This window comes from Legionella norrlandica, from assembly GCF_000770585.1.
Taxonomy (GTDB): domain Bacteria; phylum Pseudomonadota; class Gammaproteobacteria; order Legionellales; family Legionellaceae; genus Legionella; species Legionella norrlandica.
The window spans coordinates 1-6,374 of sequence record NZ_JNCF01000081.1; the positions used below are offsets into that span (position 1 = coordinate 1).

Consider the following 6,374-nt stretch of genomic DNA (forward strand, 5'->3'; position numbering starts at 1 on the left):
CCTATCTAGCATGGCGTAGTAATTTAGGTGCTTATTAAAAACACTGGCTTGGTTAGAAACATCAACCAAATCTGCTTTGATCTTATGCCACCATTGTTGACAGCTGGGATAACCGTCTTCTGGCAGTTGTTCTGGTGGAATATCGCCACGGTTGGCCGCTTTTTCAAGATTGCGATTAGGGGCTTGGTGGAATGTAAAACCAGGAACAGGTTGGCGTGCATGGAGTTTGCTGTAATACATTTTTTGCAGGATTTTAGAACCCATCCAGTTTAAATCATCCTCACCACCATAGCGCTTCAGCATGGGGTCTAATTCACTGGCTTCATGCTTTTCACTATTAAATTTCGTTCTTGCTTCAATAAAACATTGTCTATGAAAATCCAGAGCTTGTTTGCGAATATTCTGTGGCAGATAGGTTGATACCAAATCGCCTTGAATGGATTGCAAACTGTCGGTGCAACCCGTTACCTTCATGAGACTGTAAGTAAAGCTCGACATGAAGTTCTGGATGATGGCAAAGCCTATAGGAATCTTGACCTGGTTAGTTAGTAAATCTGCAAAGGCTTCATCATAAGTTGTTCCGCTGTCGCCAATTACCGCAGTTGTTGGATTCTTCAATCCACATAAGGGTTTAAATTGCAGGGCTTTGGTTTCTAGCGGCACACAGGGATAGACGAATAAGCTGCATATTAGGAAAGTAACTGCCAATTCATAAAGGAAGTTATTTAAAGCATGTTCAACCGCATAGAACGCGCCAGCTGGATTAAGCACGTTCTTAAGAAAGCGATAACCAATGGCCAAAAAACCAAGATATAACAGCCCTGTTTGCCACAGGGCGTTAAATAGAACCTCATACTGTTGCCAACCAAGATAGGTGGTATAGAGAGATAAAGGATTAAAGACAATCATGATTAAGCTCCTTTATTTTCTTTAACATAGATTGCACCGTTTTTAACAGCAGGTTGTTCGTGATCCTGGCCTGGGATGTTTTGGCTTTGTGCTTGATGTCGAATATCCATGATGGTTCCCACGGTTTCAGTCATCATTTTTTTACGGACATCGTTTTCAAAGGACAAAGAGTGGATGTCATCATCCAATTTTTTTAGGGCAAACAAGACCATATTCATAGCTGGTTTTAAATTCTGTACTTCTTGCACTTGTAATCCTGCCTGCAAGATGCGGCGCATCATCAACGCTTTATCCAGCATATTTTGAACAGCGATTTCTTCTGCTAGTTTTGAAACGGTGAGCATCTGTTCTTCACGAGGTAGATGCTGAATGGTTGTAATGACTTCATCAGTAATCAGCAAATTGGAAGCGCTGACTTTTCTCAGATTTTCTTCGGTCAGCGTCCAAGTACCATTGACCAAATTCCATAAGGCTTTAGCAATGTTCTGACTACAGGTATTGGCGTTCGCACAGCTTTGCAATAGAGCTGATAAACCAATACCTGCTTTAGCATCATGGCTTTGTTTGTTCTCACTGCTGCTGACCTGAATATCGCCAAGAACCTTAACTGCCCAATTAGCAGCATCGGTAGGTGTTGGCCAGCTTTGTACCATAGGGATTTTGGTACTTGGCTTTTCCAAAGAATCTAAGGGTTTTCTCTCTAAAAGGATGTTGTAGCCAGCAATAACCACATCATTGATGACCTTAATGGGACGTTGAAATTTACCCCCAGCATTACCTTTATCGCTACCTATCCAGGGCAGACCATATTCATCTCGTTTTTGAGCAATACTTTTCGATGTTTCAGTCACATCGACGTTTTCCTTCTTAGCTCGTTTGGCAGCATCGAGCCATCCCTGACTATCAGAGACTGATAATATACCTTCCATTGGTGATTGGTTTTGTTCCAATGCTTGTTTGACTTCCTGACAATCTTTAACTTTGAGGGTAAATTCATTTTGCGCGCTGGATGCGGCATTTTGTAGAACATTGTACAAAGCAGGCATGGACTGTTGTAGCTTATAAAGAGGGAATCCTGCGACTGAACCTTTTAAGTTATCAATGACACCACCCGGGATGTTTAACGCTGATTTTTTCAAATCTTGAAAAGTATTGGTAATGGATACGACAGGATTAAAACCGCTACAGGAGAATCCCATACGGCCATCAATATCTGCACCAATAACCAGCGTTTGGTCTTTATTAACAGGTGGAATAAATAAATTGGAGGTTCCGCCTAATTCATAATAGTAATCCGATTGGCTAGGCATAAAGCTGCCAGCATGAGTCAGTGTTGGAACGAGTAAAGCTAGTAATAGATATTTTTTCATGATGATGTCCTATCGTTTTTGAGGTTGCCCAACCTTGGGAAAAGTAAGAAAGTTCACGAGTTTGCCTTTATGCTGAATACAGCCACGGTATTTGCGCCAAAGAATAAACACGTAATTGCCATTTCCGGCTTTTTCGTCTTCAATGCCGAAATCCTGTGCGTCACCTGGGTGGATATTGCGATTTAACGGATAGATTTCCTGCCAGATGACTTTCGTGTTTTGTGGGTCGTAAATAGCATTAGACACCACACAGTTTTTACCGCAGGAATTAGCGGTTGACTTAGTGACATGTAAAGGGTTTTTATTAGTCACAATATCTACAGCGTGCATGGCTGCAACGACTGAGGCTCTATAGTTGTAAGGCTGAGTGACGCGCATTAACCTAGGAATTTCAGAACCCCAATGCTGAGTGAATGTGCCTATTTCATGATTAATTAACAGGTGAGGATGAGTTCCCATATACAACAATTCAGCTGCTTCTGTTCTATCCATGACTGCATCAGCTTCGGTGAGATAATAAGGAACACCAAATCCAGTTTCTGGTTTGTGTGATAGATAGGGGATACGGTAAAACGCAGCAGGGCTGCCAATCACATCAACAATTCGAGTACGCTCATCATTGATGTGAAGATCTGTGGTTTGACCGCTGTCATTGCCGAATCCTAATGCTGAACCAGTCGCAGCTTTATAGGCTTGTTGGTACATCGTTCTTGCTGCTTTATTTTCATAAAGCGTTCGTGCTTCAATCCAGGGATTTTCTTCTGGTTTATTGCTGACAGTAATCACTAGATCAGGCAAAAACTGTTCAATCGCAGGGGTAACTTCAAGTCTTGGCGGTAAACGTCCCACCGTCCAAGTGCAAGAGCCAATGACTTTGTAATGGCTGTTATGAAACAGCTTTTGCAAAACCCGTGTGGCGATTGTGAAGGTATTCACAGGATGAGGCGGGCTTGTGCTTTCTAAAGCAAAGGCAGTATTAGTCATAAAAATAAGCCCTGTTATTAGTAGTTGTTTTTGGTTGTTCGAGCTTTTTAGCCATGATTTCAGCTGCTTCAAGGACATCATGTTCTTTCTCCAGAAGGTGGCGTTGTGCTTTTTCAGATTTCTCAGTCATTAAGAGGGCAAGCAGGTAGCGAGGTGGAATGACGCGAAATAATCCTTGGTAGCGTGACCCTAATAAAACTGCTTCTGCATACAAACCTTTTTGCGAATCAATATCTCTGATTAATGTTTCTTGCTGCGGTGTTAAAGATTTAAAGCGTTTCACATCAGTGATTTCTTTTTCATCCAGTCCCAACAAAATCCAGGTTTCAATTAGCGATAAAATCTTTGCAGCCTTTTCAGAATTCATGTCGGTAACGTTTTGGGTAATTGCAACCAGCCAAAGCCCGAGTTTTCTAGCTACTTTGGCTACCAGTAGACACACTGTCACCACAGAAGGAATTTGAAATTGCAGATGGGATTCATCAATAAAAAGAAAGGTTGGCCTATTGTCGTTTTGAGTGGCTTCTGCCATAGCCAGTATTCTTGGCAACAAAGACACCATGACCAAAGCCAGTTTTCCGGTATCATCTTTAATGGCAGAAATATCAATATGAAAGATATCAAAATCACCTAAAGGTTCTGTTGGTACATTAAAAAAGCGTGATTTGGCGCTGTTAATGACATAACTGTTTAATCGGTCGTGCATATCCAGAATCCGATCTTTCTTGCGCGTCACAGTTTCTTTATCTAATCGCCGTTGAAATGCACTCACAATATGCTCTGTCAGCATTTGTGGTATGCCCTCGTTAAATGACGTTAGAATGGCATCAATTAATACTTCGATTAGCAGCGTTTCATCAGCTAGGGTAAATTGTTCTTCTTCCATGGAATTGGCTTCGGTAATCATAGTACGCAAAGCTAAAGCAAGCTCTGCAAGGTATGCACGAGAACCAACACCACAAGCTAAATCTTCTGAGTGAGCAGGATCTTTAAGATCCATGATTTTTTGAGCTATTAAAGCAGCTTGTTCTGCGCTTAAATTATCTGTTATTTCTGGAATTGCTTTATACGCTTCACAAAATGGATTTAATGGAACAGCTTCTTCTTTTTTATTGCTTAATAATAATTGCTTGGTTTTCTTACCATGGGCTTTGGCATGAACGAGCATCCGATCAAACGAGTTCCCCATTTCAAAAAGTACTACACGGGCGTTTTTCATGGCGAGTAATGATTGAATCATCCAACCTGTTAAAACTGACTTACCACCACCAGAGTTAGCGAAGATGGCGCAATGTGAATTCTGGCTAATAAAATCATGATGTAACAAGTCAAAGAATACAGGTTCGCCTAAGCGGTTGAAAAAAGGAAAGCAGGGTAGATGCCTTGCCCCTTGGTTTCGGCCATAAACTGGAAGCAATGCTGCAAGTTCCGTGGCATACATCAGACGGTCAAAGCATAAGTACTTACGGGCATAGCGGGGATCGAAATTAAACGGCAAGGCATTGAGCCAGGAATTTAAAGGGTGGATATCATAGCTGGAATGAATTAAGGGCATCTTTGCATCGTTGAAAATGGTATGCAGGTTTTTTTCTATGGCTTGTGCTTGTTTTTCATCCTCTGCTTGATAAAAAACGGCCTGATTAACCCAGAATAAACGATTGCCAATACTTAATTCATTACGGGCTGTTTTTATATCATCTCTGACCTCTTGGGGTTTTAGGCTGGTTCCCACAATTCCCTTTTCTAATCGTGTTAAATGGGAATCAAGATTTTCATCATGGCTAAAGACGACTTGAATAGTGTAGATGCTTCCTTCTGGCAAAGTATCTAAAAGCGCATATCGGTGCTTAGGATTGGCTTGTTGTCTTTCTCGGGAGACTAAACCAATAATGGGTGCTTCTTTTAAGCCATCAACATACAGGATTCTTTGTTTTCGGCCTTCAAAAATAAATCCTTGTTCGTCACTCTCAGGCGGTGAAAAGAATATATTTTGTGCCAGATTAAAACCTGCGGGTATGTGATTAGGGTAGGGATATTGTTCCAAGATCTCATCGGCTGATTTAGGATTAAACCAGCGTATCCACCACTGATAATAATCTTGACCTTTAAGGCGTTTGATTTCTAAACCCGGTGAGCGTAGTTTGGTTTCAATCTGACTGATGACTTCTTGATGTTCGAGAAGAATTTGTTCTCTGGTTAAAGTGGTTTGATGTAGTTGTCTATAAAACAATACTCTGATTCGTCGTCTTCGTCCTCGATAGGGCGCACCTGTTTTAGGATCGAGAAATAAACCTTCTGGCCTGGTCATTTTGTTGTAGAGATCTTGCAGGCGTTGTAAGTAATCTTGCGTTAATGAGCTTTCAATAAACTGTTGTGGAATTTGGGCTTTAATATGATCGATAACCGGATCAAGGCAATATTCGTCTTGAACAAACATTTGCATAACCCAAGGGTCTATTGCATGTAGTGGAACCACTGTTGCAAAGGTATCGCGGATTTTATTAAAGACAGCGTGCAAGTATTCAGGAGAAGCTGCTTCGGCTTGAATATCACCTAGCTCAAACCCTGAACCTAAACTTTTTCCATCAGCAAATAAAAACACTTGTTCTTGTTCGTTGAAATCAACAATGGCCAGCCTGTCAGCAAACGAGGGCAAAGGATTGGCGTATTGCTTTTTAATGGTTAGTTCTTTTATAGCCTGGGGATTCATTTCCCCAAGCAACCAGTTAGATAATCGTTTCATCACGCCTCCTTAATACAGCTCTGATGCCAGGGCATACTGATTTTGCTTATAAAGAAAAAAGCGGGTGGTATAGGCTGGTTTGATGATTTGTTCATCGTCAAGCTGAGCCACATGAGCAAAAATATGGATAGGCACTTCGGGATTCGGCAGCTGCTTAAATTCTTCGCCTGAATTCTCAAACCGTACCTGTTGTACAACAGCCTTTTGTACAGGCTGCTGCATGCTTTGCTGATAGAGCTGGCTGACGGTTAAACCCTGCTCAGGAATGGCGCTTTGCGATATATTGGCGGTTGAACAAGCGCTCAAAGCCAGACTAGCGCAAAGCATTGTCAAAGTTCTTTTGTTGATTGTAACCATAATCTAATACC

At 41.5% G+C, this 6,374-nt stretch carries 5 protein-coding genes; all 5 read right to left on the minus strand.

What is annotated here, in order from left to right:
• Positions 1–909, minus strand: a 909-nt coding sequence (locus OK13_RS12555) for a conjugal transfer protein TraG N-terminal domain-containing protein (protein WP_035891307.1), incomplete at its 3' end; no start/stop codon positions are given.
• Between the two features lie 2 nt (positions 910–911).
• Positions 912–2,279 carry an integrating conjugative element protein gene (locus OK13_RS12560; protein WP_011213417.1) on the minus strand — a complete coding sequence of 456 codons (1,368 nt, stop codon included), beginning with the start codon at positions 2,277–2,279 and terminating at the stop codon, positions 912–914.
• Between the two features lie 9 nt (positions 2,280–2,288).
• Positions 2,289–3,263 (minus strand): TIGR03756 family integrating conjugative element protein, encoded by a 975-nt coding sequence (locus OK13_RS12565; protein ID WP_011213418.1) that lies wholly within the window; start codon positions 3,261–3,263, stop codon positions 2,289–2,291.
• Entirely contained in the window at positions 3,256–6,006 is a 2,751-nt protein-coding gene (locus tag OK13_RS12570) for a conjugative transfer ATPase (protein ID WP_011213419.1), read from the minus strand. The genes OK13_RS12565 and OK13_RS12570 overlap by 8 nt, the downstream gene beginning before the upstream one ends.
• A gap of 9 nt (positions 6,007–6,015) precedes the next feature.
• Positions 6,016–6,363, minus strand: coding sequence for a TIGR03751 family conjugal transfer lipoprotein (locus OK13_RS12575; protein ID WP_011213420.1), 348 nt, complete (start codon positions 6,361–6,363; stop codon positions 6,016–6,018).
• Positions 6,364–6,374 lie beyond the last annotated feature (11 nt).